Annotated in this window: 25 protein-coding genes; 21 read left to right on the forward strand and 4 right to left on the reverse strand. The window is 35.1% G+C overall.

Translation table 11 applies throughout. The features are described from left to right. Positions 1-231: 231 nt before the first annotated feature. The 9 genes from C7K42_RS01475 (at position 232) to C7K42_RS01515 (ending at position 6536) form a co-directional block, all read left to right on the forward strand. Positions 232-759, forward strand: coding sequence for a YqeG family HAD IIIA-type phosphatase (locus tag C7K42_RS01475; protein WP_014124644.1), 528 nt, complete (start codon positions 232-234; stop codon positions 757-759). Continuing rightward, a complete protein-coding gene (gene yqeH, locus C7K42_RS01480; protein WP_014124645.1) occupies positions 756-1865 on the forward strand; it encodes a ribosome biogenesis GTPase YqeH in 1110 nt (369 codons plus the stop codon). Before C7K42_RS01475 ends, yqeH begins: the two co-directional genes overlap by 4 nt. A 9-nt stretch (positions 1866-1874) precedes the next feature. Next, positions 1875-2186 carry a ribosome assembly RNA-binding protein YhbY gene (gene yhbY, locus C7K42_RS01485; protein ID WP_014124646.1) on the forward strand — a complete coding sequence of 104 codons (312 nt, stop codon included), beginning with the start codon at positions 1875-1877 and terminating at the stop codon, positions 2184-2186. Positions 2187-2222: 36 nt separating this feature from the next. Beyond that, entirely contained in the window at positions 2223-2849 is a 627-nt protein-coding gene (locus tag C7K42_RS01490) for a nicotinate-nucleotide adenylyltransferase (RefSeq protein ID WP_103083390.1), read from the forward strand. Next, positions 2839-3417, forward strand: a complete 579-nt coding sequence (gene yqeK / locus C7K42_RS01495; protein ID WP_014124648.1) for a bis(5'-nucleosyl)-tetraphosphatase (symmetrical) YqeK — start codon at positions 2839-2841, stop codon at positions 3415-3417. The genes C7K42_RS01490 and yqeK overlap by 11 nt, the downstream gene beginning before the upstream one ends. A 37-nt stretch (positions 3418-3454) precedes the next feature. Then, positions 3455-3796, forward strand: coding sequence for a ribosome silencing factor (gene rsfS / locus C7K42_RS01500; protein WP_050989760.1), 342 nt, complete (start codon positions 3455-3457; stop codon positions 3794-3796). Next, the gene (locus C7K42_RS01505; protein ID WP_014124650.1) at positions 3796-4527 is read left to right on the forward strand and encodes a class I SAM-dependent DNA methyltransferase; all 732 of its coding nucleotides are present in this window, start codon (positions 3796-3798) and stop codon (positions 4525-4527) included. Before rsfS ends, C7K42_RS01505 begins: the two co-directional genes overlap by 1 nt. Before the next feature lie 74 nt (positions 4528-4601). Continuing rightward, on the forward strand, positions 4602-5759 hold the full coding sequence (locus C7K42_RS01510; RefSeq protein WP_014124651.1) for a nucleotidyltransferase: 1158 nt from the start codon (positions 4602-4604) through the stop codon (positions 5757-5759). Positions 5760-5819: 60 nt separating this feature from the next. Further along, positions 5820-6536, forward strand: a complete 717-nt coding sequence (locus C7K42_RS01515) for a YebC/PmpR family DNA-binding transcriptional regulator (protein ID WP_014124652.1) — start codon at positions 5820-5822, stop codon at positions 6534-6536. An 83-nt stretch (positions 6537-6619) separates the two neighbouring features. Here C7K42_RS01515 and C7K42_RS01520 read toward each other — a convergent pair whose 3' ends face one another. Beyond that, positions 6620-7087: a hypothetical protein gene (locus tag C7K42_RS01520; protein WP_014124653.1), complete on the reverse strand. Its 468-nt coding sequence runs from the start codon at positions 7085-7087 to the stop codon at positions 6620-6622. Positions 7088-7430: 343 nt separating this feature from the next. Here C7K42_RS01520 and C7K42_RS01525 point away from each other — a divergent pair, with 343 nt between their 5' ends. Then, positions 7431-9290 carry a monovalent cation:proton antiporter family protein gene (locus C7K42_RS01525; RefSeq protein WP_014124654.1) on the forward strand — a complete coding sequence of 620 codons (1860 nt, stop codon included), beginning with the start codon at positions 7431-7433 and terminating at the stop codon, positions 9288-9290. Between the two features lie 210 nt (positions 9291-9500). Then, complete coding sequence (locus C7K42_RS01530; RefSeq protein ID WP_014124655.1) at positions 9501-10142, forward strand: hypothetical protein; 642 nt, start codon at positions 9501-9503, stop codon at positions 10140-10142. Between the two features lie 71 nt (positions 10143-10213). Here the strand turns inward: C7K42_RS01530 and helD are convergent, their stop codons facing one another. After that, positions 10214-12502 carry an RNA polymerase recycling motor HelD gene (gene helD / locus C7K42_RS01535; protein WP_014124656.1) on the reverse strand — a complete coding sequence of 763 codons (2289 nt, stop codon included), beginning with the start codon at positions 12500-12502 and terminating at the stop codon, positions 10214-10216. Between the two features lie 448 nt (positions 12503-12950). Here helD and C7K42_RS01540 point away from each other — a divergent pair, with 448 nt between their 5' ends. Both C7K42_RS01540 and C7K42_RS01545 read left to right on the forward strand, forming a co-directional pair. After that, positions 12951-14222, forward strand: coding sequence for a carboxylate--amine ligase (locus tag C7K42_RS01540; RefSeq protein ID WP_050989762.1), 1272 nt, complete (start codon positions 12951-12953; stop codon positions 14220-14222). A gap of 6 nt (positions 14223-14228) precedes the next feature. Further along, positions 14229-14948, forward strand: coding sequence for an aspartate/glutamate racemase family protein (locus C7K42_RS01545; RefSeq protein WP_014124659.1), 720 nt, complete (start codon positions 14229-14231; stop codon positions 14946-14948). A gap of 42 nt (positions 14949-14990) precedes the next feature. On the opposite strand, the gene C7K42_RS01550 is transcribed toward C7K42_RS01545, so the two are convergent. Both C7K42_RS01550 and C7K42_RS01555 read right to left on the reverse strand, forming a co-directional pair. Next, on the reverse strand, positions 14991-16016 hold the full coding sequence (locus C7K42_RS01550; protein WP_014124660.1) for a GNAT family N-acetyltransferase: 1026 nt from the start codon (positions 16014-16016) through the stop codon (positions 14991-14993). A gap of 19 nt (positions 16017-16035) precedes the next feature. Next, entirely contained in the window at positions 16036-16644 is a 609-nt protein-coding gene (locus C7K42_RS01555) for an NUDIX hydrolase N-terminal domain-containing protein (RefSeq protein WP_014124661.1), read from the reverse strand. A gap of 361 nt (positions 16645-17005) precedes the next feature. Between C7K42_RS01555 and C7K42_RS01560 the strand changes: the two genes are divergently transcribed. The 8 genes from C7K42_RS01560 to infB all read left to right on the forward strand — a co-directional run bounded on the left by C7K42_RS01560 (position 17006) and on the right by infB (position 25190). Then, positions 17006-17374: a DUF488 domain-containing protein gene (locus C7K42_RS01560; RefSeq protein WP_014124662.1), complete on the forward strand. Its 369-nt coding sequence runs from the start codon at positions 17006-17008 to the stop codon at positions 17372-17374. Then, positions 17374-17787 (forward strand): GNAT family N-acetyltransferase, encoded by a 414-nt coding sequence (locus tag C7K42_RS01565; RefSeq protein ID WP_014124663.1) that lies wholly within the window; start codon positions 17374-17376, stop codon positions 17785-17787. Before C7K42_RS01560 ends, C7K42_RS01565 begins: the two co-directional genes overlap by 1 nt. Before the next feature lie 363 nt (positions 17788-18150). Further along, positions 18151-20088 (forward strand): threonine--tRNA ligase, encoded by a 1938-nt coding sequence (gene thrS, locus C7K42_RS01575; RefSeq protein ID WP_014124665.1) that lies wholly within the window; start codon positions 18151-18153, stop codon positions 20086-20088. A gap of 254 nt (positions 20089-20342) precedes the next feature. Next, positions 20343-20816, forward strand: a complete 474-nt coding sequence (gene rimP / locus C7K42_RS01580) for a ribosome maturation factor RimP (protein ID WP_014124666.1) — start codon at positions 20343-20345, stop codon at positions 20814-20816. Positions 20817-20836: 20 nt separating this feature from the next. Further along, entirely contained in the window at positions 20837-22021 is a 1185-nt protein-coding gene (gene nusA / locus C7K42_RS01585; RefSeq protein WP_014124667.1) for a transcription termination factor NusA, read from the forward strand. A 12-nt stretch (positions 22022-22033) separates the two neighbouring features. After that, complete coding sequence (rnpM, locus tag C7K42_RS01590) at positions 22034-22330, forward strand: RNase P modulator RnpM (RefSeq protein WP_014124668.1); 297 nt, start codon at positions 22034-22036, stop codon at positions 22328-22330. Next, the gene (locus tag C7K42_RS01595; protein ID WP_014124669.1) at positions 22323-22625 is read left to right on the forward strand and encodes a YlxQ-related RNA-binding protein; all 303 of its coding nucleotides are present in this window, start codon (positions 22323-22325) and stop codon (positions 22623-22625) included. The genes rnpM and C7K42_RS01595 overlap by 8 nt, the downstream gene beginning before the upstream one ends. Before the next feature lie 12 nt (positions 22626-22637). Continuing rightward, a complete protein-coding gene (infB, locus tag C7K42_RS01600; protein ID WP_103099702.1) occupies positions 22638-25190 on the forward strand; it encodes a translation initiation factor IF-2 in 2553 nt (850 codons plus the stop codon). Positions 25191-25226: the final 36 nt, after the last annotated feature.

Here is a 25226-nt window from a genome sequence, read left to right on the forward strand (position 1 = left end):
GATTATTTTAATAAAAATCGCTAAAAATTGGAAAGCATTTGGATAGTGTAGAAAAAATATTTGCCAAGCGATTGGATAAAAACAACAAAAAGGTCAAAACTTTTCCTTTACGAAAATTTATTGTATAATCAACATTTGTGAAGAGTAAAAAAGAAATTTATTTTTAAAAGTTAGATAAGAACGCTTATGACCGTTAGCATGAGCTTGTTCATTTGAGGAGAAAAATGATTGATGTTTTCAAGTTATAAACCAAGTTGGATGATCGAGTCAATTTATAAAATTACACCCGAGCAATTAAAAAACGTTGGTATAAGGGTTGTTTTGACTGATCTTGATAATACTTTGATTGCCTGGGATCATCCAGATGGTACAGATGAGTTAAGAAAATGGTTGGAAGAAATGAAAGGCGCTGGCATTTCTGTTGTGGTTGTATCAAATAACAGCGCACAACGCGTTAGTAGGGTAACAGATAAACTAGGATTGTCTTATGTTGCACGGGCACTCAAACCTCTTCCTGTTGGGATCAATAGGGCATGTAGACGGCTAAATGTGAATAAAGAGGAAGTAGTTATGCTAGGAGACCAGCTTATGACTGATATTAAAGCAGCAAATAGTGCTGGTGTATGGAGCGTTTTGGTTCAACCAGTAGTAAACACTGATGGTTGGAAAACGCGGTTTAATCGTTTTTTTGAACGTAAAATCATGAAGTATTTGCAAAAAAAATATTCTGATATGAAATGGCAAGGTGAAATAAAATGACAGAAGCCCTTCAATGTATTGGTTGTGGAGCTGTTATTCAAACAGAAGATAAAAATGAAATAGGTTATACACCAAAATCAGTTTTGGAAAAAGGAATGGAATCCGGCGAAGTTTATTGTCAACGTTGTTTTCGTCTGCGCCATTATAATGAGATTCAAGATGTCTCGTTGACCGACGATGATTTTTTACGGCTATTAAATGAAATAGGGCAAAAGGACGCACTGATTGTCAATGTGGTAGATATTTTTGATTTTAATGGTTCAATAATACCTGGCTTACATCGCTTTGTGGGAGACAATCCTGTATTATTAGTAGGTAATAAAGTAGATGTGTTACCTAAGTCTTTGAAAAAGACTAAATTGAAACAATGGATGAAAGAACAAGCCCACGATAAAGGCTTACGTCCAGTTGATGTATTATTGACTAGTGCGAAAAGAAATGACGAGTTGGATGCTTTACTTGATATGATAGAAAAGTATCGTGAAGGTCGTGATGTTTATATTGTAGGTGTAACAAATGTAGGTAAATCTACATTGATTAATCAGATTGTTCAAAAGACAGCGGATGTTAAGGAGCTAATCACTACTTCAAAATTTCCGGGAACAACATTAGATAAAATTGAAATTCCTTTAGAAGATGGTCAATTTTTAATAGATACACCAGGGATTATCCATCGTCATCAAATGGCGCATTTTCTAGGGGAAAAAGATCTTAAGATTATCGCGCCCCAAAAAGAAATTAAGCCTAAGATCTATCAATTAAATGCTGGACAAACATTGTTTTTAGGAGGCTTAGCGCGTTTTGATTTTGTTAAAGGAGAAAAAAGCTCTTTTACTGTTTTTGTTTCAAATGATTTAATGATTCATCGAACCAAATTAGAAAATGCGGATAAATTTTATGAAAAACATTTAGGTGAACTATTACAACCACCACGTAATGATGAAAAAGAACACTTTCCTGAATTGGAACGTTTTGAATTTTCCATTAAAGAAAAAACGGATATTGTTTTTGCTGGCTTAGGCTGGGTTACAGTGAAAGATCCAGTTGTGGTCAGTGGTTGGGCACCCAAGGGCGTCGATGTTATTACACGTCAAGCGTTGGTTTAGGAGGACGTAATGAAATTAAGAGGAAAGCAAAAAAGTTTTTTGAAGAGTCAAGCTCACCATTTACAACCGATTTTTCAGATTGGTAAAGGTGGATTAAATGATCAACTGATCGTACAAATCGGCGAAGCTTTAGAAAAACGAGAATTGATTAAAGTAAGTTTACTACAAAATACCGATGAAGAAGCTAGTGAGGTAGCGTCGATTTTAGAAGAAAAATTGGACTGCCAAGTAGTTCAAATCATCGGTCGTGTGCTAGTGATTTTTAAAATTTCAAATCAAGAAAAAAATCAAAAGATTTCTGCTGCTGTAAAGAAAGTGTAGTTATTGGAGGCGCATGAGAAGTTGAAACAGCAAGTAATGAGCAATGTACAGACATTTGTAGAAGTTAAAGAACAAAGAAATTCAAAGAAAAAACAAGTAGGAATTTTAGGAGGAAACTTTAATCCTGTTCATATAGCGCATTTGATCATGGCAGATCAAGTCGGCAGATCATTAGGTTTAGAAAAGGTTTATTTGATGCCGTCTAATGAACCGCCCCATGTGGACCCTAAAGAAACAATTGATGTTTCAGATCGATTAAAGATGTTAGAGTTAGCAATTGCTGATAATCCTTTACTTGATATTGAAAAAAGTGAAATCAATCGTCAAGGTAAAAGCTATACTTATGAAACCATGAAAATCTTAACAGAGAAATATCCCGATACTGATTTTTATTTTATTCTCGGTGGAGATATGGTGGAGTATTTACCCAAGTGGTATAAAGTTGATGAGCTAATGCAATTGGTTCAATTTGTAGGAGTTAAACGACCTAATTATCCAACTGAAACTTCTTATCCAATTATTTGGATTGATGTACCTGATATGAATATCAGTTCTACAGATTTACGGAAAAAAATTGCACAAGGTTGTTCGGTGAACTATCTCCTGCCAGAAAATGTGTTACACTATATTCAAGAAAAGGGGTTGTATCTTGATGAAATATAATGAGAATACTCGAGCAACCTTATTGGAAAAAATTAAAGCAGCGATGAGCGAAAAACGTTTTAACCATGTATTAGGAGTAGAAGCAGCTGCCCTATCTTTGGCTGAAAGATATGGAGAGTCTAAGGAAAAAGCAAGTATTGCTGCATTGACTCATGATTATGCCAAGGAACGTTCGGACAGTGAATTTAAACAAGTCATTCGTGACTATGACTACGACTTAGATTTATTGAATTGGAATAATGCGATTTGGCATGGTCTTGTAGGTGCACAATTCGTCGAAAAAGAACTTGGAATTACTGATGAGTCCATTTTGCAAGCGATCCGTTTACATACAACTGGGGCTTCTCAAATGAGCTTGCTAGATAAAATCATTTATGTAGCAGATTATATTGAAGCTGGAAGAGATATCCCTGGTGTAGAAAAAGCACGTGCTATTGCTAAAAAAGATTTGGATGAAGCAGTAGCTTATGAAACTAAACATACACTGGCTCATTTAATAGATATTAATGCGCCGATTTACCCTAAAACGATTGAAACTTATAACCGCTGGGTGGCAAAAAAGAACTAAGATAAATAAGAGGTGAACGAAAATAGATAGTCAACAAATTTTACAAACAGCTGTACAAACAGCAAACGCAAAAAGTGCGCAAGATATTGTCGTTCTAGATGTTCGTGAGGTGTCTTTACTGGCTGATTACTTTATGATCTGCTCTGGAAGAAACAATCGCCAAATTCAAGCTATTGTGAACGATATTATTGAAAGTGAGCAAAAAGCACAAGTTGAAGTAAAAAGTGTCGAAGGAAGAGATAGCGCGAAATGGATCTTAATTGATTTAGGCGACGTGATTGTCCATGTGTTTAATGAAGATGAACGTGAATTTTATCAATTGGAAAAACTATGGGCGGATGCCCCTTTTGTTGATACTTCGGCTTGGGTCACAGAATAATGAGTGCATTTGAAACTTTTGCTTTTATTTATGATCAAGTTATGGATGAACAGTTATATGAGGATTGGTTAGCTTTTACCTTGCGTCATTTACAGAAAGAAAAGCAACTTTTAGAATTGGCTTGTGGCACGGGTGAATTAGCCATTCAGTTTGCTCAAAAAGGATATGCTGTTACAGCTTTAGACTTGTCAGAAGAGATGTTAACAGTAGCCAATCAACGAGCAGAATATGAACAAGCAGATGTACAGTTTGTACAAGCAGACATGCTTGATTTAAAAGATATGGGAACTTATGAAGTAGTCACTTGCTATTCTGATTCTATTTGTTATTTAGCTGATGAACTAGAAGTACAAACGGCTTTTAATCAGGTTTACCAAGTGCTTAAAAAAGATGGTGTTTTTTTGTTTGATGTCCACTCGCTTTATCAGATAGATGAAGTTTTTCCTGATTATACTTATCATTATCAAACAGAAGATTTCGCCTTTTTATGGGAAAGTTATCCCGGAGAATTTCCTCATAGTATCGAACACTTTCTGACGTTTTTTATTAAAAATCAGGATGAAACTTTTAACCGTGAAGATGAATTGCATTTGGAACGTACTTATCCCATAGAAACTTATAAAGATTTGTTGAAACAAGCGGGTTTTGAGCAGATTAAAGTATGTGCTGATTTTAAGGATAGTGAACCAACAAACAATAGCGAACGTTGGTTTTTTGTTTGTTATAAATAAATGTAATCCCATGAAATCTTTTGATTTCGTGGGATTTTAGTAGGAATTGAGTTTTTACATATAAGGAGATAAGGATGAATACTTGCGGAATCATTGCTGAATATAATCCATTTCATAATGGTCATAGATATCAATTGCAAGAGGCGAGAGAACGGACTCAAGCAGATGTGATGGTGGTTGTAATGAGCGGCAATTTCTTACAACGTGGAGAGCCGGCTATCATTGATAAATGGCAAAGAGCCGAAGAAGCACTATCACAAGGTGCAGATTTGATCGTTGAATTACCTATTCAATGGTCCTTACAGTCGGCGGATTACTTTGCTAAAGGTGGCGTGCAACTTTTACATGCACTGCACTGCAAAAGCCTTTCATTTGGTACAGATCATAGTGCAGATTTTGATTATTCTTTTTTTGGACATTTTACTACAACTCACCAAAAAGCGATTGATGAAGCTTACCAGAAATATGATGATCCTACTTTAACTTACGCGCAAAAAATGGCGACTGTGTTAGCTGACGATGATCCTGCTTTTGCACGACTAAAAGAACAACCAAATCATGTATTAGGATTGACTTATGCTAAAGAAAATGCTCGTTTTGAACAAGCTATGGGCATTTATCCCATTGAACGAAAAAAAGTAAACCATCATTCCGCCGAATTAACAGGAAAAATCGCAAGCGCTACGGCAATCCGTCAAGCAGTTTTTGAAAAAAATAGTGTGAAAAATGTAGTTCCGGTAAAAACAGCAAAAGATCTCACTAATTATCAAGTGAGTTGGGAGGATTATTGGCCATTTTTACGATATAAAATATTAGCGAGTTCCTTAGCTGAATTACGTGAAATCTATCAAATGGTTGAAGGTTTAGAGTATCGTTTAAAAAGTAAAATTAGACAAGCAAGTAATTTTGAGGAATATGTACAGCTTGTTAAATCAAAAAGATACACACGTGCAAGGATTCAACGACTGTTTTGCTATTGTTTATTGAATTTAAAAGATAAAGATGTAAAAAAAGCTTGGCATAATAACTATTTACACATTTTAGGATTTACACAGAAAGGACAACAATACTTACAGCAGGAGAAAAAAACAATCTCATGGCCTATTATTTCTAAGGTTGGTCAAACTGAGGAAGAAAAGATGACACTGGGCATCCAAAGTGATAACATTTATCAGATGGTAAATACCAAGATAAAAGAACAAAACTTTGGCCAGTTTCCGATTCGTATTTAATGTATAGTATTTTTAAAATATAGAAATAAACTTTAAAATAATTGAAAGAGAAGTGAAGAGATGGGACGCAAATGGGCAAATATCGTCGCCAAAAAGACTGCAAAGGATAAAAATAATAGCAAAGTTTATGCAAAATTTGGGATAGAAATTTATGCTGCCGCAAAATCAGGAGAGCCTGATCCGCATACAAATCAAAAGTTAAAGTTTGTCATTGACCGGGCAAAGACTTATGATGTACCCAAGCATGTAATTGATCGTGCGTTGGAAAAAGCAAAAGGCGCTAGTGACGAAATTTACTCCGAACTGCGTTATGAAGGATTCGGTCCTGCGGGTTCGATGCTTATTGTAGATGCTTTGACAAATAATGTAAATCGAACAGCTGGTGAAGTACGTGCTGCTTTTAGTAAAAATGGTGGAAATATGGGTGTAAATGGTGCGGTGTCTTATATGTTTGATAATACGGCTTTGTTTAGTTTTGCCGGAGATAACGCTGATGAAATTTTTGAATTTTTGCTAGATAAAGAAATTGATATACGAGATGTTGAAAATGATGAGGGTCAAATCGTCGTTTACGGTGAGCCAGAAGATTTCCATCTTATTCAAGAAGCATTAAATAGTTATGGCGTTGAAAAGTACGACATTGCAGAAATGCAGATGCTTCCGCAAAGTGAAGTAACATTAAAGGATGAAGACAAAGCTATTTTTGAGAAAATTATTGATGTATTAGATGATTTGGAGGATGTGCAAAACATTTACCATAACGTAGCGTTAGAATAGAATGATTTTTATATTGAATTACGTAGAAAAAGCACTTAACTGTAATGCCAGTTAAGTGCTTTTTCTAAACATGTAATTATTTACTAACTTTCAAATAGTAGTGACACGGGGGTAAATGTGACATCTTTAGGGAAAATAAAAAATGGGAAAATTTTGTTTGGGATATTCATAAAATCTACATTTTTAATAACTGTATCATTAGTAATCATTGTTTTCACATCTTTTGTTTCTTCGAACTCTTCATAATGTAAGACAAAATATTCAATTTTTTCAAAAGTTGCGGGCATATCTTTTTGTAAATCTTGCTGTATCTGTGCCTTATTATAATCAGCAATAGCACTCTTCATGGTTCTTTTGACAAAGGTTTCTTTGAATGTATAGGCATCTTCTGGGCTTGTAAAAGGAGCAAAAAAGGCGTCACCAGGATAGAAAAGTCCAGTCATTAAATTTTCCTTAGCTTCAAACACTACACTTTGTTGTAAGTGAAACTGTCTATCAAAAACCAAATCTTCCAAAAGATATAAAAACAGAGCCGCTTGTTTTTTATTCATAATTTGCACCTCCTAACTTAAAAATAATAGCGTTTTCGTAGTTGCTAACTAAATTTTAACATATAATTTCTAAAAAAGCTTTTCCAGACTTATTTTAACATACTTGAGTCCATTATTATTTACTAATGGATTAATTATTCAAAAGCCGAACTGCAGAAACGTTATTTTTATAGTTTATAATATTTTCAAAATATAGTGAAAGCTGTTAGAATTGCTTTCGGAAAAAATTGGAATAGGTTAAATGGGGAAAAATTGATAAAAGCTATTGTAAAATAATAAAATAAGAATTTATCCTATAACTTATTTCAAATATATTAAAGAATTTGAGTAGGGAGGCAAGTGTATGAATTTTTCTCTCGTAATTGTAACTTTTGCAGCGTTTTTAACGCCTATGCTGTTAGCTAGGTTTCGTATATCATTTATTCCTACGACTGTTGCGGAAATTTTTGTGGGAATTTTATTAGGTAAGAGTGGATTTAACATTGTTGAAACCAATGCTGTATTGTCCACCATTTCGACTTTAGGCGTAGTTTTATTGCTTTTTTTAAGTGGGATGGAAATTGATTTTTCATTATTTAAAAAGCCTGATACCTCTACTCCCTTAGCTGCTAGACAAGCTGAAAATACTAGCCAAGAAACACCGCTCAAAGTGGCTAGCTTAGCTTATGGGCTAACAGTAGTTGGTTCTGTACTACTTGCTGTTTTGTTCCGTGTTTCTGGCTTTTTCTCAGATGTACAGTTAGCTAGTATTTTATTTAGTACGGTCGCTTTAGGAATAGTTATTTCGGTGTTAAAGGAAAATGAGCTATTAGGACGGACCTATGGACAAACCCTTTTGCTCTTTGCAGTATTAGGAGAAGTTGTTCCACTTCTTGGTTTAACGATTTATTCCTCCTTAAAAAGTGGAGACAGTAGTACGCTTTGGCTGACTTCCTTAATTTTTCTGGTAGCTGTATTATTACTTTTGCGCTTTCGTAATTTCTTTACTGTTTTTAAGAAATATACAAAGCCAACAACCCAACTAGATATTCGTCTTGCTTTTGTGGTGATTATTACGCTAGTGGTTTTAGCAGAAACAGTGGGAGCGGAAAACGTTCTAGGTGCGTTTCTGGCTGGAATTGTCATTAAATTATTGGAACCAGAAAAAGAGACTGAGGAAAAACTAGATGCTATTGGTTATGGTTATTTTATTCCGTTTTTCTTTATTCTGACAGGGGTAAAATTAGATTTACCGGCAATGTTTAGTTCGGCGGAAACACTAGTATTGATTCCTTTATTCTTAATCGCTTTTCTGCTTGCTAAACTACCAGCTTATTTTATCTTTCGTCGGCTATTTACAACTTCTAATGCTTTAAGTGGGGTATTTTTGTCGCAAACGACTATCACGCTTATTTTACCAGCACTTAATGTAGCGGAAAATTTGAATGTTATTGATCAACAACAATCAGGTGCTTTCCTTTTATCGGGGATTTTGACTTGTTTAATAGGCCCTCTTTTATTTAAATACTTTTATAAGCCTCACGAAGAAGCGCAGAAGAAGATAGAGGTGCATTTTATAGGGGTTGGATTAATGGCAATCTCTGCAATGCAGGAATTGTCTTCTACCCATTATAGTAAAGCTATCTATACTAATGATCAATACCAATATGATACTTATCATAATAAAGCAGCATTGTCTTTACTTGAGTCTTTAGATAGCCAACACTTAATATTTAATCAAGTATTTGATACTGATATTCTCGTTTTGGCCCACCAAGAGGCAAATATAAATTTTGATCTTGCATTGAAAGCTAAAAAATATGGCGTTCCTCGCGTCATTGTACGTTTGGATGTGCGTGATCCAAAAGAGCGGCTGCGAATGGAGGAAGATTTAGAGCAAGCTAAGGTAGAATTTTTCAGTATGTTTGACGTTAATGTCGGGATGTTGCGTAGTGCGATTGAAGCACCTGCTTTCTTTAACGTACTAACTTCTACACAATTTCGCTTAAATGAAGTTACTGTGACAAACGCTAAGTATGAGGAAAAGATGATCTCGCAATTGCCAGAGGTTAAAGAGGTAATCATTAGTCGCATTTTTCGGGATCATGAGCCAATCATTCCCCATGGAACGACTCGTTTAGAATTAGGTGATCATTTAATTATGTCAGGTAGTAATGAGGCAGTTGAACACCTAAGAAACTTATTAGAAGCAAATAATGAATAAAAACGAACCTTTTATTTACTCTAAGAATCTGAACAAACAGGTTCTTGGAGTATTTTTTTGTAGATAATAAGTAAATGATAAATAAATTATATAAGCGATTTTAAAATATTTTAGCTAGAAACTAAATAATATTTCATTTGTTATAAGCTAATCTTTGAAATTTATGTTATTATTATTTTTAAGAAGAAGTTTTGAATAGGGGGTTGAACGGTGGAAGAAGAAATAACTTTAAAGCCCTTTCGTCGTGTTTTAAGTGGGTATGAAGTATTATCCAAAACAGCGTTAACGATCCAAGATTGCTCTGAGCTTGCTGATAAGTATAAGCAATTTGGCGTTGATGGTTATCGTATTGGTGATTATAGTGGCCCTAGTTATTTAAACCGTTACTTGGAATGTTCTATTAAAAGTGCACCAATGCTTGTTTATAAGAGAAATATTTTCATTCCGATGGTTTTTCGTGGTGCGAAAGAATCACAACGATTGTTTACTGAGCCTAGTCGTATGCCAGGATTTTTCGTTTTATTAGATTGGTTGATAGAAAATCGTCCAGAAAAGGCAATTATTAATTATAGGGCACCTGACGAATTTCATTCAGAAAAAATGTATGTAGATAGTGCTTATGTCGCTTTTCGTTTGTCTGAGATCCTTGATGTAGGAGGGTTTCCAATCAGCAGATTTGAAAACTTGGAAGAATTTATTGTATGGAACCGTATTTACCATTTGATTGAAAATGGACAAATTGGTCGTCATAGTCGAATTTTTGATGAAGATAATCCTATCAATGTTTCTGAGTTAAAAATGATTTTACAGGTGGTACAATTAAAATATCCAGAAACAACTTTTTTTATTTGAGCGTTTAAAAAGCAGCAACCAAGCAGTCAGTTCAGTATTATTGACCGGTGGAGTTGCTGCTTTTTTAGTTTTTATTCTCCTGGAAGTAAGTCTTTTTGTTGGTAACTATCTGCTTTAACATTTTCTAGTAAAGGACTGTTTTGTCCAAAGCTAATAATATTTAATTCATGCATGGCACGAGTAGCTATAGTGTAAAAAATGAGTTGATCACTAGCTGAGAAGTTCTCGGCAACATGCCAAGCATATACTCGATCAAATTCTAAACCTTTAGCTAAGTAAGCAGGAATAATCACTATTGAACGCTTCATAAATTCATCTTCAGAAGTAATTAATTGAATATTTTTTTGCGCAGATACAGAAAGCTGACTGTGTAGTTCTTTACACTCTTGGGTGGTTTTGGCAATGATTGCAGTACGCCATTGTTTTTTCTGCGCAGTTTCATCGCACAAGTTATTTTCAAGCCAGTTAATTGCTTGCATTTGATTTGTGGCATTTAAAATTAATGGTTTTGCACCGTTTCTTGCTGTAGTTTGTACGCGATCTTTTTGCGATAGAAACTGATTAGCAAAGGCTGTAATTTCCTCAGTTGAGCGATAACTTGTTGTTAGTTGATAACGTGTAACTTCATCATTTTCAAATAGTTTATCTACTGAATTAACAATTGTTTCATTGCCAAAAACTTTTTGATTTAAATCACCACATAGGGTCATTGAGGCTTTTGGAAATAGGTCTTTTAATAGTGCTGCTTGTGCAGGAGGAAAATCCTGCATTTCGTCAATAAAGATAAAGCGAACCTTCTGCTCATTAGTCATTGGGTAGATATTTCTTAAAAGTGAAAAGTAAAGTAGCGCATCTTCTTGTAACATCTCTTTATTTTTCATTTGTTGGCGTACCCCTTGAATACTATCCCCCCAAGCTCTAGCAGAAATACCATGTTCTTGTAAAATATTTTCAGGAAATTGTTTTAAAAAGTGGATATATTGTTTGGCAAAGTTGATAAAGCGAAAATTATTGACTTTTTGTGTCATCGAACGAAATTTCTTTTTAACAATTTCTTGTTTTATTTGTTTCCTTAACTGCTTTTCTTTTTCTTCAGAGTCATCAAGATTAGGGTTGTTTTCGTAAATTTCTTCGAGTTTTTCAGCTCCCTGTTCTTTTACCCAATTTTTTTTCGCTTCATCTTTTTGTAAGCCACTCACTTTCTTTAATAGTTTAGTTTGTAAAAGTTGTATTCTTTGATAGAGCGGAAGCTTTGTGTTGGTTTCTTTATACCACTGGCGCATTTGTTCTTTTTTGATATAGCTTTCTCCATTGATTTTTAAGTCGCGAAAAATAGGCCCAAAATTGGTAATAGACGTCACATAAGGTTGAATTTCATCAAGTACGCTTAAGCCATTTTTGATTGTTTGGATCGGATTATTTTCACCATTTAAAAATTGTTCTTCTTCTTGTGCTACATTTTGAATCGTATAATTAGGAATAAGCTTTTGTAAAAAGTTGGTAAAAGTTTGAGTAGGTACTTCACTTTCGCCTAAAGAAGGCAATACCATTGAAATATAATCGGAAAATAAATGGTTCGGAGAAAATAATAATACTTGATCAACTTTTAACCAGTTTCTATGGTGATATAACAAAAAGGCAATGCGTTGTAATAAAGCAGAAGTTTTCCCACTACCTGCGATCCCTTCAATGATCATATACTTACTGCTTGTATCCCGAATAATTTGATTTTGCGCTTTTTGAATCGTTGAAACAATATTTTTCATTTGTGGAGAAGACGTATCATCAAGGATATCCAACAAGAACTCGTCATTGATCATTTCAGAAGTATCAACCATCGAAAGAAGTTCCCCGTTTTGAATTTTGAATTGACGTTTTAACAACAAATCAACATAAAAAGTTTCTTTATTTGCTGAATAGGAAGCTTTTCCAAGCTCTCCTTCATAATATAGATTGGCGATCGGCGCGCGCCAGTCAATGACGATCGTGTCATCTTTTTTATCTCTTAACGAAGCAATCCCGAGATATAATGTTTCTTTTGGCTCTGCTTCTTCTTTAAAATCGATTCTTGCAAAATAGGGAGACTGTGCCATCGTTTCTAGTGTATTCATTCGTTTTTCTTTTGCTTCAGCACTTTGATAACGTAAAGCTAGTTCATGTTCGTGCTGACGATATTCAACTACAGATTCATAAAAGGATTCTTCAGTAGCAGTATTAATCGTATTTTTACTTACTTCTTTTAACTGATTGTTCATAGACTTTTCTAGTTCTTTTTGCTGATTTTTCAACAACTCTTCTTCGTTTTCAATCAACGAAATCGTTTGCGCTAAATGCTTTTCTTCATATTGACGTTCGCTCATGAACTTACCTCCAGTTGATAAGTTTTTCTATCTAATATAGAAATTTCCATCATGAAATTATAGCATAATTTAAGCTTATACGCGAAAAAATACGCTAGCACTGAACTTTATTTGAAAAGAAGCAGGATCAGCAAAACCAACTTCCGGACCTAAGTATGACAAAGAAAGGGCCAAAGCTTTGTCTTTTGGCCCAAAGTCTAGCAAAGTAAAGACCGCAAATTCAATTTTTGGCCCTAAGTTAGGCAGAGAATGGGCCGTAAATAGAGTGATTGGTCTAACGTTTCGCATAGAAAAGACCAATGATACTAGTTTTGGCCCTAAGTCAGGTTGAGTATGGGACAGAAATATCCTAAAAAAATTCTCAACTATCTTAGCTATCTTAAGATTTATAAGTTAATGGATGCAATTGTTCTTTTACTTATGGTATACTTTCAATTAAATATTATGTATGAAAATTTTGAGAAAGAAAGTGGTTTTAGCTGTGAATACAAAAGTAAATGAACAATTTTTACCTCTTCTATTAGGTAGTGATATAAATGTTTATGGAATGGCGCGTTCATTTCATGAAGCATATGGGACAATTTCAGAAGCGCATGGTGCTGGACAACTTTCTCCGACAAAATACAGCAAAATCGTCAATGTTCATTCTCATCCTGGTTTTTCTGAACCAGAAGGCTTTATGAAAGTCATGCGTGAATTGATGGCACAATACAAGGATGATCCTCGTAAGATTATTTTAGTTCCTTGCGGCGATGGATATACCGAATTGATTACACATAACAAAGAAGAATTGAGTCAACGTTTTATTTGTCCAACTGTAGATGCAAAAACGCAAGAAACATTAGAAGATAAAGCGGCATTTTATAAAACTTGTGAAAAATACGGTCTACCTTATCCAGATACTCTTATTATCACAAAAGATATGGTGGAAAAAAATTCCTCTGTTGAACTACCTTTTGGTTTCCCAGTAGCTTTGAAACCCTCAGATAGCGTTGAGTACTTGGATGTTGATTTCGAAGGACGAAAAAAAGCCTTTATTTTGTATTCACAAGAAGAAGTGGATGATATTTTGGCTAAAGTTTACCAAGCAGGTTATACTTCTGAAATGATTTGTCAAAATTTTATACCTGGTGATGATTCACGGATGCGTGTATTAAATGCTTATGTGGATCACAATCATAATGTAAGAATGATGTATTTAGGTCATCCGCTATTAGAAGACCCTACACCAGAAGCAGTGGGAAATTATGTGGCAATTATGCCTGATTATAATGAAAAAGTTTTTGATCAAATGAAAAGCTTTTTAGAAAAAATAGAATATGTTGGATTTGCCAATTTTGATATGAAATATGATGAAAGAGATGGCGAATATAAATTATTTGAAATTAATTTGCGGCAAGGTAGAAGCAGTTTCTGTGTAACGTTAGGCGGCTATAATTTAGCGAAATATTTAGTAGAAGACTATGTATTAGAAACACCGTTTACAGAAACGACCTATGCTCAAGGTGATAAACTTTGGTTAGGTGTGCCAGAAAAAATCTTAAAACAATACATTGCAGAAGGCCCCGATAAAGAGCAAGCGATGCAATATTTGGCAGAAAATAAATACGGCAATACTTTATACTATAAAAAAGACATGAATTTGAAACGCTATTTGCTTGTCAAACGGATTTTTTATTTATATCATGATAGATATAAAAAATACTTTAGAAAGAAATAGATAATAATGGAAAACTTTTTTACAATTTTAGGTGGGATGGGAACACTAGCTACTGAAAGCTTTGTACATGTACTCAATGAGCGAACGCCTATCCGTTCTGATCAAGATTATTTAAATTACCTTTTAGTAAATCACGCAACAGTGCCTGATCGAACAGATTTTATTTTGGGAAAATCGACAGAAAATCCTTCCAGTGAACTAAAAAAAGATTTAAGACAGTATACTAAACTTCAACCTGATTTTTTTGTATTAACATGTAATACCGCGCACCATTTTTTTGATGAATTACAAGAAGTGACCAATATTCCAATTTTGCATATGCCGCGTCTGGCTGCAGAAGTAACGAGTCAAAAATTTGGCAAAAAAACAGGGAAAACGCGTGTAGGTTTGTTAGCGACTGAAGGAACGATTAAGACCAAAGTTTATGAAAACGAATTGAATAAATTCGATCATTTAGACGTTGTTTTGCCTGATACTAACTTACAACAAGAGGTTACAAATCTGATTTATCGAGATGTGAAGGAAAGTCATTTTTGTAATGAAGAATTGTATTATCAAATATTGCAAAAAATGACGGAAGAATACGATTGTGATGTCATGGTTTTAGGATGTACGGAGTTGTCATTGGTACAAGAAGCCACGCAAAATGAAAAATATCCGGTAGTGGATGCACAGTCAGAACTAGCCAATGAAACGCTTCGGCTTGCTTTAAAAAATCGGAAATAAACAGCTTAAAAACAGCAAGGAATGCGATAATCCTTGCTGTTTTTAATTATTGATATATTTAGGTGGGTGATTGACTTTTGTAAGAAAAGTAAGAAAATCTTTAAAGTCAAAAATCAATGTTTTATCATTTCTATTTGGGTGGAAGCTGATTTTTCCTCTTACAGGGATCTGCTCGTCTATGATCAATTGTACCTTTTGCTCTTTATCAAATAATAAACCTAAAGGTGAGACAGCTCCTTGAGTAGTATGTAAAAGTTGACTTAATTTTTGCTCAGAAGCAAAGGACAAGTGTCTTTCACCGACTTCTTGTGCGATTGTTTTTAAAATAGCTCGTTTATCTTCTGTTAGGATCAATAGATAAAAGTCGTCTTTTCCTTGTAAAAATAGATTTTTCACGCTGATACCTGGTATATCAAAGTCAATTTCGTTTATAGTATAAACTGCTTTGTGTTCTAGCAATTGATAGGAAATATTGGCTTCATTCAAAAAACTATAAATTTGATGTTGAGCTTTTTGACTGATGTAGTCTTTTTTTAATATGGCGTAGTATACACCATCAACAAGACCGCGATTATTGACCAATCGTTGTCGGAGCGTTCCTTCATAGCTCATACCAGCTTTTTCCATGACTTTTCCTGAAGGAGTATTATCTGTATCGTGAATAGCTTCGATTCGTTTAAAATCATTTTTTTCTAATAAATAAGCAATCACTTCTTCTAATGCTTCACTAGTGTAACCTTTACACCACCAATTTTGTCCAATACAATAACCAACTTCCGCAACTTTGGCCGTTTTATCAGCAACACTTGCTGAAATTGTACCGATAAGCTGTTGACTTACTTTTTCTTCAATTCCCCAGAAAAAATAATCAACATCGATATAATTTTTTTGATATTCACTTAAATTATTCCTGACATCTTTGACTGTTTGATAGGGCTTCCAGTTAAGGTACTTTGTCACCTTACCATCATTAGCCCAATGATCAAACATTTGTTGTGCATCTTCAGGTGTTAGAAGCCGTAAATTTAATCGCTTAGTTTCTAATCGAATAGTGCCGATATTTTCCACTTTCTTCCTCCTTTTTTTCTTATTCGAAATAGCTAATATTATTTTCTTGCATTAATTGAACTAGTTGTTCTTGAGTCGTCCTTTTTTTGGAAAGTACCGGTAAATTATCCAGAGCAAAGTAATGCATTTGGTTAGTTTCTAGATTTTCCATAAAAGAGCCGGAGAGGATTTCACAGTCAAACACTAATTTGTAATATTGAAAAGCTTGGGGGATATCTTTACGTAAATTGGTATCAAAAATGGCTTTTAATTGTTTAACTTCTACATTAAGGCCGGTTTCTTCGTAGACTTCTTTACGTGTGTTTTCCTTAGGAGAAAAACCGACATCTGCATAACCGCCAGGTAAAGACCATTCGAGTGTTTTGCTATCTTGTACAAGCAATACTTTACTATCTTGAGTAATGAATGCTCGAACATCTACTTTAGGCGTCTGATAACCAGACTCATGAGAAAATAAATCATGAATCACTTCTTGGGGTTCATTACCAAGGCTTTGAATTAACTGTAGGGCTAAATCGTTTAGTTCTTGATAACGAACAAGGTCAAATTGATCGTTGCCATAATGTAAGCCAGCTTGTGCGATAGAAAGTAATTCTTTATAGCTTGCTAGATAGTCCATTGCTGTCATCCTTTCCTAAGTGTAAAATTTATTGAGGTTTTCTAGTGGACAAATAAATAGTGAATAACGGACAAAAGTTCGACAGTCTATTATCTGAAAACGAAATCACGGACAACAGTTTAGAAAAATCCTATCCGAAATGCCAATCACGGAGAGAGAAATAGAAAAGTTTTATCTGAAAAGTAAGGATATAACTTTTATTTTACTAAAACGGTCGTTTCTCAACGTTTTATTCTCTATCTTTGCCCCGAATAGCCTTGAATTGCTTAGTATTTTCCCTTGAAGACTTTATACCATTCTTTCTAAATATTTGTTTTTTATTGTAGCATCAAGTTATAATAAAGGAAATAAGAAAAGGAGCCGATTTTTTATGGGAAATTTACAAATAAAGCGTGCTTATGAAGATATAGAGCCTTCTGATGGCAAACGAGTTTTAGTTGATCGTATGTGGCCACGAGGGATCAAAAAGGAAAAACTAGCGTTAGCTTTATGGGAAAAAAGCATTGCTCCTACAAATGATTTACGAAAAGAATTTGGTCATGACCCAGAAAAATTTCCTTGGTTTGAAAAAGAGTACAAAAAAGAATTGGATAATAACGATAAAACACAAGAATTTGTTGAACAAATCGCAGACTGGCTGCAAGCAGATAATGTGACACTTATTTATGGTGCAAAGGACAAAAAGTATAATCAAGCGGTCGTTTTAAAAAATTATCTGCAAGAAAAGGTAGCTAGTTAATGAAAGAATACGAATTAAAAGAAACTAAAGATATCGCTTTGGAACAATTATTACACTTATATCAAAGTGTGGGTTGGGACAATTATACTAGCGCACCTGAAAAACTTAAAAAAGGAGTAGAATGTTCATTAAAAGTGATCACTGCTTGGGCGGGTGAACAACTTTTAGGTTTAATTCGTGCAGTTGGCGATGATTTTACCATTTTGTATATTCAAGATCTTTTGGTTTTACCTGAGTATCAAAATCAAGGTATAGCTTTTACACTAATGAAGCAATTGTTAGCCAGCTATCCGCAAGTTCGCCAAAAAGTATTAATGACTGAAGAAGCTGCTGATGTACGTTACTTTTATGAAAAATGTGGTTTTTATTCAGCTGATAAAGGTGTAGGCGTAGCTTTTTATCGATTTGATTAAAGAAAAATTAACGCTTAGCACTTGCAAAATATTTTCAGAAGTGGTTAAATAAAGCCATAAATGATTGATGAAAAAGCCAACCAAACTTGTGCGACTTTTATAAGAGAGGAAAAGCCAGGCTGAAACTTTTCCAAAAGCAACCCAAGCAAGGACCACTTTTGAAACCTTTGTTGAAACAAAGGCGGCCGCGCCGTTATAGCTAATGAGGGATACAAGTTTTGTATCCAAAAATAGGTGGAACCGCGAAATTAGTCGCCCTAGTATTAGGATAATACTAGGGCTTTTTTTATTGCAAAATAAACAGGAATTTGCAGTAAAACGCGCTTTTTCATCAATTAAAATAAATATCAGGAGGAAATAAATATGTTGAAAATCACTTTTCCAGATAATTCTGTAAAAGAATTGGAAGATGGAATCACGCCTAAAGCGATTGCTGAAGATATTAGTAAAAGCTTAGCTAAAAAAGCTTTAGCTGCTAAGTTTAATGGACAATTAATCGATTTAGACCGTCCTATTTATGAAGATGGGGCAATTGAAATTGTTACGCCCGACCATGAAGATGCTTTGGGCATTTTACGTCATTCGACAGCTCATTTAATGGCAAATGCAATGCGTCGTTTATATCCCAATATTCATTTTGGTGTAGGACCTGCGATTGAATCAGGTTTTTATTATGATACTGATAATGGTGAGAATCCTGTAACCTCAGAAGATTTACCAGCAATTGAAGCAAAGATGATGAAAATTGTAAAAGAAAATAATCCAATCAATCGTAAGGTGTTATCTAAAGAAGAAGCGCTTGATCTTTTTGCAGATGATCCTTATAAAGTAGAACTGATTCATGACATGCCAGAAGATGAACAAATTACAGCTTATGAACAAGGAGATTTTATCGATTTATGTCGTGGACCTCATGTTCCTTCAACAGGCCGTATTCAAGTGTTTAAATTACTTTCAGTAGCGGGAGCTTATTGGCGTGGTAATTCAGATAATCAAATGATGCAAAGAGTTTATGGTACTGCTTTCTTTGATAAAAAGGATTTGAAAGCTTATATTAAACAAAGAGAAGAAGCCAAAGAACGTGACCATCGTAAATTGGGTAAAGAACTTGGTTTGTTTATGTTATCTTCAGAAGTAGGCTCTGGTTTGCCTTTTTGGTTGCCAAAGGGAGCGACCATTCGTCGCATTATCGAACGTTATATTGTTGATAAAGAAGTAAGTTTAGGCTATCAACATGTTTATACACCGATCATGGCTAATGTCGATTTTTATAAACAATCGGGGCACTGGGACCACTACCATGAAGATATGTTTCCACCGATGGACATGGGCGATGGCGAAATGCTGGTTTTACGTCCGATGAATTGTCCCCATCATATGATGGTTTATAAAAACGATGTTCATTCTTACCGTGAATTGCCTATACGTATCGCAGAATTGGGACAAATGCATCGTTATGAAAAATCTGGCGCATTATCTGGTTTACAGCGAGTGCGTGAAATGACCTTAAACGATGGGCATACTTTCGTACGTCCTGATCAAATCAAGGATGAGTTCAAAAGAACACTAGAATTGATGACAGCTGTATATAAGGATTTTAATATCAATGATTATCGTTTCCGCTTAAGTTATCGTGATCCTAATGATAAAGAAAAATATTTTGACGATGACCAGATGTGGGAACATGCGCAAATTGTTTTAAAAGAAGCTTTAGATGAACTAGGTGTGCAATACTATGAAGCTGAAGGCGAAGCAGCGTTTTACGGTCCTAAATTAGATGTTCAGGTAAAAACTGCTTTAGGGATGGAAGAAACGCTGTCTACTATCCAGTTAGACTTTTTGATGCCAGAACGTTTTGACTTAACTTATGTAGGGGAAGATGGAGAAAATACGCACCGTCCGGTTGTTATTCATCGAGGGATCGTTTCGACTATGGAACGTTTCGTTGCTCACTTGACGGAAGTATATAAAGGTGCTTTTCCAACTTGGTTAGCACCAATTCAAGCAACGATTATTCCAGTTTCTGTCGATTTACATGCTGATTATGCTTATGAAATTAAAGGTCGTTTGCAAGAAAAAGGGATTCGAGTAGAAGTTGACGATCGTAATGAGAAGATGGGCTATAAGATCCGTGCGTCACAAACACAAAAGATTCCTTATCAAATTGTAGTAGGCGACAATGAAGTGGCAGAAGCTACAGTTAATGTACGTCGTTATGGTAGTAAAGAAACAGAAGTTCAATCAGCTAATATGTTTATCGATGCGATTGTAGCTGATGTGAATAATTATAGTAGAGTATAAAAAAGGTGAGATTTCAGATAAATTTGCTGAAATCTCATTTTTTTAAGATAGGTCTTATTGAATTATAAGAACAAATGGATTTTACTACTTTTTAAATTCTTCTTCTTTACATACAAAAAATGCATGAAGCTTGAGTTTATGCAAATTTTATGCTATATTATAAAAGTATTGATACTAGAGTTGAGTGAGGGCTGAAAATTCCCTCACTCTTTTTATGGAAAGAATTTTTCAATTACTAAAGGAGGGGATAACTGTTGAGTGCAGTCGTTGACACTGTAAAAGATTTGGTGATGCCCGTACTCGAAGAAAATAACTTCGAATTGGTTGATCTAGAATTTGTAAAAGAAGGAAAAAATTGGTATCTTCGTGTCTTTATTGATAAAGAAGGCGGCATTGATATTGAAGAATGTGCTTATGTAAGTGAATATTTAAGTGAGAAATTGGATAAGGCAGATCCGGATCCAATTCCGCAAGCATATTTCTTAGAAGTTTCTTCTCCTGGAGCTGAACGTCCTTTAAAAAAAGAAGAAGACTATCAAAAAGCACTTGGAGAGTATATCCATGTTTCCTTGTATGAACCTATTGATAACCAAAAACAATACGACGGTTTCTTGCAATCCTTTGACAAAGAACAACTTGTTTTAAAGATTCGCATTAAAACCCGCGAAAAAGAGATAACGATTGATCGAAAAAAAATTGCGAAAGCCCGTTTAGCTGTTCAAATATAAATACGGAGGAATCAAAGATAATGAGCAAAGAAATGTTGAACGCGTTAGACACATTGGAAGCAGAAAAAGGAGTTTCTAAAACGATCGTAATTGAAGCGCTAGAAGCTGCTTTGATTTCGGCTTATAAACGTCACTATGGACAATCACAAAATGTAGAAGTGGATTTTGATGAAAACGAAGGTGACATTAATGTCTATGCAGTAAAAGAAGTAACAGATGAAGTAATGGATTCACAACTAGAAATCTCATTAAAAGATGCTATTGCGATCAACCCAGCTTATGAAGTTGGAGACAGGATTCGGTTTGAAGTAACACCTAAAGACTTTGGTCGGATCGCAGCGCAAACGGCTAAACAAGTCATTCTACAACGTGTGCGTGAAGCAGAACGTTCTATAATTTATGATGAGTTTTCTGCTTATGAAAATGATATTATGCAAGGTGTTGTTGAACGTCAAGATCGGCGTTATATTTACGTTAATTTAGGCAAAATCGAAGCTGTTTTATCTAAACAAGATCAAATGCCTAATGAACATTACCAAGCACATGATAAGATCAAAGTGTATGTTACTCGTGTGGAAAATACTTCAAAAGGCCCACAAGTTTTTGTTAGCCGTACGCATCCAGATTTGTTACGCCGTTTATTTGAACAAGAAGTGCCAGAGATTTATGATGGTACTGTTGAAATTTTAAGCATTGCGCGTGAAGCAGGTGATCGTGCTAAAATTGCAGTACGTTCTATTGATCCAGATATCGACCCAGTCGGTACTTGTGTGGGACCTCAAGGTCAACGAGTACAAGCTTTAGTGAACGAATTGAAGGGTGAAAATATGGACATTGTTGAATGGAATGAAGACCCTGCAATTTATATCGCAAATTCTTTGAATCCTTCAGAAGTTAGTGATGTTATTTTCGATATGGAAAATCCTAAAGTGTGTACTGTCGTGGTTCCTGATAATCAACTGTCACTTGCTATTGGCAAAAGAGGACAAAATGCTCGTTTAGCTGCCAAATTGACAGCTTATAAAATCGACATTAAATCTGAATCGGACATGGAAGATTTTTATGCTCAGTTGGATGAAGAAGAGGATGCTTCAGAAATTATAGACGCAGAAGAAGTTGAAGATACTGTGTTAGAAGATAATAATGAAGCTTTTGATGAAGAAAATGTTTCTAATGAATCAGATGAATCTGAAACAGAATCTTAAGGAGGCTTTTGTATGAAAAAAAGAAAAATTCCTTTACGAAAATCTGTTGTATCTGGCGAAATGATACCTAAAAAACAATTGTTACGCATCACACGTTCTAAGGAAGGCGATGTTTCAATCGATCCTACTGGAAAGAAACCTGGTCGGGGTGCTTACATTGCCATAGAGCCTGAAGAGGCACAAATGGCGTGGGATAAACATATTTTAGATCGTGTATTAGAAACGAAATTAAGCGACGAATTTTATCAAGAGTTGTACGATTATGTTTCGCATCAAAAAGCTCGTCGTGAGCTGTTTGGCGATGAATAAACAAAAAGCGTTGAATCTGCTAGGCTTAGCAATGCGTGCTGGTAAACTTGTAACAGGTGAGGAAATGACTGTTCAAAAAATACGCACACAAGAAGTGAAATTAGCTTTAGTAGCAGAAAATGCTGGTAAGAATACCCGAAAAAAGGTAAAAGATAAAAGTGCTTTTTACCAAGTTCCTTTTGTAGACTGTTTTCATTCATCTGAACTAAGTCAAGCGATTGGCCGACAACGTTTGGTAGTCGGTGTGTTGGATAGCGGATTTGCAAAGAAAATAAGGGAACTAATCTCAAGTTAGGAAGGTGACTGCATGAGCAAAAAAAGAATATATGAACTTGCAAAAGAAATAAACAAATCGAGTAAAGAAATTGTTGAAACGGCACAATCATTAGGTTTTGCTGTTAATAACCATATGAGCTCACTTTCTGAGTCAGAACAACAAAAGCTTCGTCAAAATTTAAGTGGTCAGCCAGATAATAGTCAATCATCAAATAAAAAACCAGCGGACAATAAACAGGCACCAAAAGAAAAGAAATTTCAATCACAACGAAATAATCCGAAATTTCAAAATCGACAAAAACAAACAATGCGTTCAGGAAAACCGGCGCAACAAAATCAAGCGGCGACTAAACAAGGCCCGCAAGATAGGAATCCGCAGCAAGCAAAGTCCCAGGCACAAGCAACAAATCAGCCAAATAAACAAAAGGCACAAACAAATGATAAAGATAAAAGACAACGTCAAAATGTATCGCAAAATCGCCCTGTAAATCAACAGCAGCGTAAAGCAAGTGAAAATAATTCACAAAACCGTACGCAAAAAGGTGACACTGCGAATAAATTTGCTGAAAAGAAACAACCACAAAAAGCGGAAAGACAACAGACACAAAAAAATACAAACAAGCAAGGACAAAAAGTGCAAGAAGATAAAAGAAAACAAGGAAACACAAACGAACAGCGTAAAAAGCAAAATCGCAACGATAACTATAATAAGAATAATAACTTTAATAATAAAAACCGTAATAAATTCAATAAAAAGGGCAAAAAAGGTAAACAACAACAGCAACAAAGTAAGAAACCAGCTACCCAACGTAAGTACCATGAATTACCTGAAGTATTAGAATATACAGAAGGAATGAATGTGGCTGATATTGCCAAAAAGATTCGTCGTGAACCAGCTGAAATTATCAAAAAATTATTTATGGTTGGCATTATGGTTAACCAAAATCAACCTTTAGATAAAGATAGTATTGAACTGTTAGCTGCTGATTATGGTATAAAAGCAGAAGAAAAAGTGGAAGTTGATATTGCTGATATTGATAAATTCTTTGATAACGAAGAAATTAATGAAGAAAATCTAGAATCACGTCCACCTGTAGTTACGATTATGGGACACGTTGACCATGGTAAAACGACTTTATTGGATAATTTGCGTCATTCTCGTGTGACAAGTGGCGAAGCAGGCGGTATCACCCAACACATCGGTGCGTATCAACTTGATATTGATGAAAAACCAATTACCTTTTTAGATACTCCGGGACACGCGGCTTTTACTAGTATGCGTGCAAGAGGGGCAAGTATCACCGATATTACGATTTTAGTTGTAGCTGCTGATGACGGAGTAATGCCGCAAACAGTTGAGGCAATTAACCACGCTAAAGCAGCGGAAATTCCAATTATCGTAGCTGTTAATAAAGTCGATAAGCCTGGTGCTAACACACAACGTGTTATGCAAGAATTAAGTGAATATGAACTGATTCCAGAAGCTTGGGGTGGCGACACAATTTTTGTTGAAATCTCAGCGAAGTTCAATCAAAATATTGAAGAACTTTTGGAAATGATCTTATTAGTGGCTGAAGTTGAAGACCTGCAAGCTGATCCTACAAGACGGGCAATCGGTTCAGTTGTTGAAGCACGTTTAGATAAAGGAAAAGGTCCAGTAGCTACTTTATTGGTGCAACAAGGAACACTAAAGGTGGGCGATCCAATTGTAGTGGGTAATACTTATGGACGCGTACGTGTAATGACTAATGATTTAGGCCGTCGTGATAAATCAGCTAAGCCAGCGACTCCGGTTGAAATTACCGGGTTAAACGATGTACCACAAGCGGGTGATCGTTTTGCTGTTTTTGAAGATGAAAAAACAGCTCGTCAGGCTGGAGAAGAAAGAGCAAAAAGAGCTTTGATGGAACATCGAGCTACTGGTTCAAATGTCACTTTGGATAATTTATTTGAAAGCCTAAAAGAAGGCGAACTCAAGGAAGTAAATGTTATCATTAAAGCTGATGTTCAAGGTTCAGCTGAAGCACTTTCTGCCTCTTTACAAAAAATTGAAGTAGAAGGCGTGAAAATCAATATCGTCCATGCAGCGGTTGGAGCGATCAATGAAAGTGATATTACTTTAGCTTCTGCTAGTGACGCGATTATTATTGGCTTTAATGTACGACCTACTGTACCAGCTAGAAGACAAGCTGAGACAGAAGAAGTCGATATTCGTTTGCATCGCGTGATTTATCAAGCGATTGATGAAATCGAAACAGCGATGAAAGGAATGCTTGATCCAGAATACGAAGAAAAAATCACAGGACAAATGGTAGTACGTGAAACTTATAAAGTTTCTAAAGTCGGTACAATCGCTGGTTGTTATGTTATGGAAGGTTCAATTCATAGAGATAGTGGTGTGCGTGTTATTCGCGATGGTATCGTTGTTTTTGAAGGAAAACTTGCTAGCTTGAAACGTTTCAAAGATGATGTTAAAGAAGTAAAATATGGCTATGAATGTGGTGCTACTATCGAAAAATATAATGATATTAAAGTAGACGACATTATTGAAGGTTTTGTCATGCAAGAAGTTAAAGTAAACTAAATTTTTGGCAAGTAATTTGTTGGTATAGGAGGACGT

The organism is Tetragenococcus halophilus subsp. halophilus DSM 20339 (genome assembly GCF_003841405.1).
Classification (GTDB): domain Bacteria; phylum Bacillota; class Bacilli; order Lactobacillales; family Enterococcaceae; genus Tetragenococcus; species Tetragenococcus halophilus.

Excerpts from the sequence above, each read along its gene's own strand:
- yqeH (WP_014124645.1), top strand. The coding sequence starts at position 756 with ATGACAGAAGCCCTTCAATGTATTGGTTGTGGAGCTGTTATTCAAACA.
- helD (WP_014124656.1), bottom strand. The coding sequence starts at position 12,502 with ATGAGCGAACGTCAATATGAAGAAAAGCATTTAGCGCAAACGATTTCG.
- nusA (WP_014124667.1), top strand. The coding sequence starts at position 20,837 with ATGAGCAAAGAAATGTTGAACGCGTTAGACACATTGGAAGCAGAAAAA.
- C7K42_RS01540 (WP_050989762.1), top strand. The coding sequence starts at position 12,951 with ATGAAAATTTTGAGAAAGAAAGTGGTTTTAGCTGTGAATACAAAAGTA.
- C7K42_RS01475 (WP_014124644.1), top strand. The coding sequence starts at position 232 with ATGTTTTCAAGTTATAAACCAAGTTGGATGATCGAGTCAATTTATAAA.
- C7K42_RS01490 (WP_103083390.1), top strand. The coding sequence starts at position 2,223 with ATGAGCAATGTACAGACATTTGTAGAAGTTAAAGAACAAAGAAATTCA.
- yhbY (WP_014124646.1), top strand. The coding sequence starts at position 1,875 with ATGAAATTAAGAGGAAAGCAAAAAAGTTTTTTGAAGAGTCAAGCTCAC.
- infB (WP_103099702.1), top strand. The coding sequence starts at position 22,638 with ATGAGCAAAAAAAGAATATATGAACTTGCAAAAGAAATAAACAAATCG.
- thrS (WP_014124665.1), top strand. The coding sequence starts at position 18,151 with ATGTTGAAAATCACTTTTCCAGATAATTCTGTAAAAGAATTGGAAGAT.
- C7K42_RS01510 (WP_014124651.1), top strand. The coding sequence starts at position 4,602 with ATGAATACTTGCGGAATCATTGCTGAATATAATCCATTTCATAATGGT.
- C7K42_RS01545 (WP_014124659.1), top strand. The coding sequence starts at position 14,229 with ATGGAAAACTTTTTTACAATTTTAGGTGGGATGGGAACACTAGCTACT.
- C7K42_RS01565 (WP_014124663.1), top strand. The coding sequence starts at position 17,374 with ATGAAAGAATACGAATTAAAAGAAACTAAAGATATCGCTTTGGAACAA.
- C7K42_RS01560 (WP_014124662.1), top strand. The coding sequence starts at position 17,006 with ATGGGAAATTTACAAATAAAGCGTGCTTATGAAGATATAGAGCCTTCT.
- C7K42_RS01525 (WP_014124654.1), top strand. The coding sequence starts at position 7,431 with ATGAATTTTTCTCTCGTAATTGTAACTTTTGCAGCGTTTTTAACGCCT.
- C7K42_RS01520 (WP_014124653.1), bottom strand. The coding sequence starts at position 7,087 with ATGAATAAAAAACAAGCGGCTCTGTTTTTATATCTTTTGGAAGATTTG.
- C7K42_RS01595 (WP_014124669.1), top strand. The coding sequence starts at position 22,323 with ATGAATAAACAAAAAGCGTTGAATCTGCTAGGCTTAGCAATGCGTGCT.
- rnpM (WP_014124668.1), top strand. The coding sequence starts at position 22,034 with ATGAAAAAAAGAAAAATTCCTTTACGAAAATCTGTTGTATCTGGCGAA.
- C7K42_RS01555 (WP_014124661.1), bottom strand. The coding sequence starts at position 16,644 with ATGACAGCAATGGACTATCTAGCAAGCTATAAAGAATTACTTTCTATC.
- yqeK (WP_014124648.1), top strand. The coding sequence starts at position 2,839 with ATGAAATATAATGAGAATACTCGAGCAACCTTATTGGAAAAAATTAAA.
- C7K42_RS01515 (WP_014124652.1), top strand. The coding sequence starts at position 5,820 with ATGGGACGCAAATGGGCAAATATCGTCGCCAAAAAGACTGCAAAGGAT.
- C7K42_RS01505 (WP_014124650.1), top strand. The coding sequence starts at position 3,796 with ATGAGTGCATTTGAAACTTTTGCTTTTATTTATGATCAAGTTATGGAT.